1 protein-coding gene is annotated in these 324 nt (G+C 56.2%); it reads right to left on the reverse strand.

Annotated features, from left to right (window positions below; all coding sequences use genetic code 11):
• Positions 1-324 (reverse strand): glycoside hydrolase family 19 protein (locus tag GYB81_RS24015; RefSeq protein ID WP_306342886.1); only part of this gene is annotated, 324 nt, incomplete at both ends.

The following is a 324-nucleotide window of genomic DNA, read 5'->3' on the forward strand; positions in this document are numbered from 1 at the left end:
GCGTTTATCCAACCCGTTTCTGCCGCCATTGATAAGAAGCGTCACGCGCTCCACGTCGCCGGAATGAAGCAGGCAACCGCGAGACGAATAGAACCATGCAGCTGAGCGCGCGGCGTATTCATCCTCTTCAAGCAGCTCCGGGTGGGTAACAAGGTCCAGTTTCAACGCCTGGCCACAACTGCGATAGTTGCTCAGGCCGGTAATCTGTTTCAGCCCACGACCGCGATATTTCCAGCCATCTCCGGCAACCTGGTTCCCCAGGAGTTCTTTTACCCACTCCCCACCGTATACCAGATTGGCTATCGCTTTCTGGTTTGCCGGTTG

Source organism: Pseudomonas yangonensis, assembly GCF_009932725.1.
GTDB lineage: Bacteria > Pseudomonadota > Gammaproteobacteria > Pseudomonadales > Pseudomonadaceae > Aquipseudomonas > Aquipseudomonas yangonensis.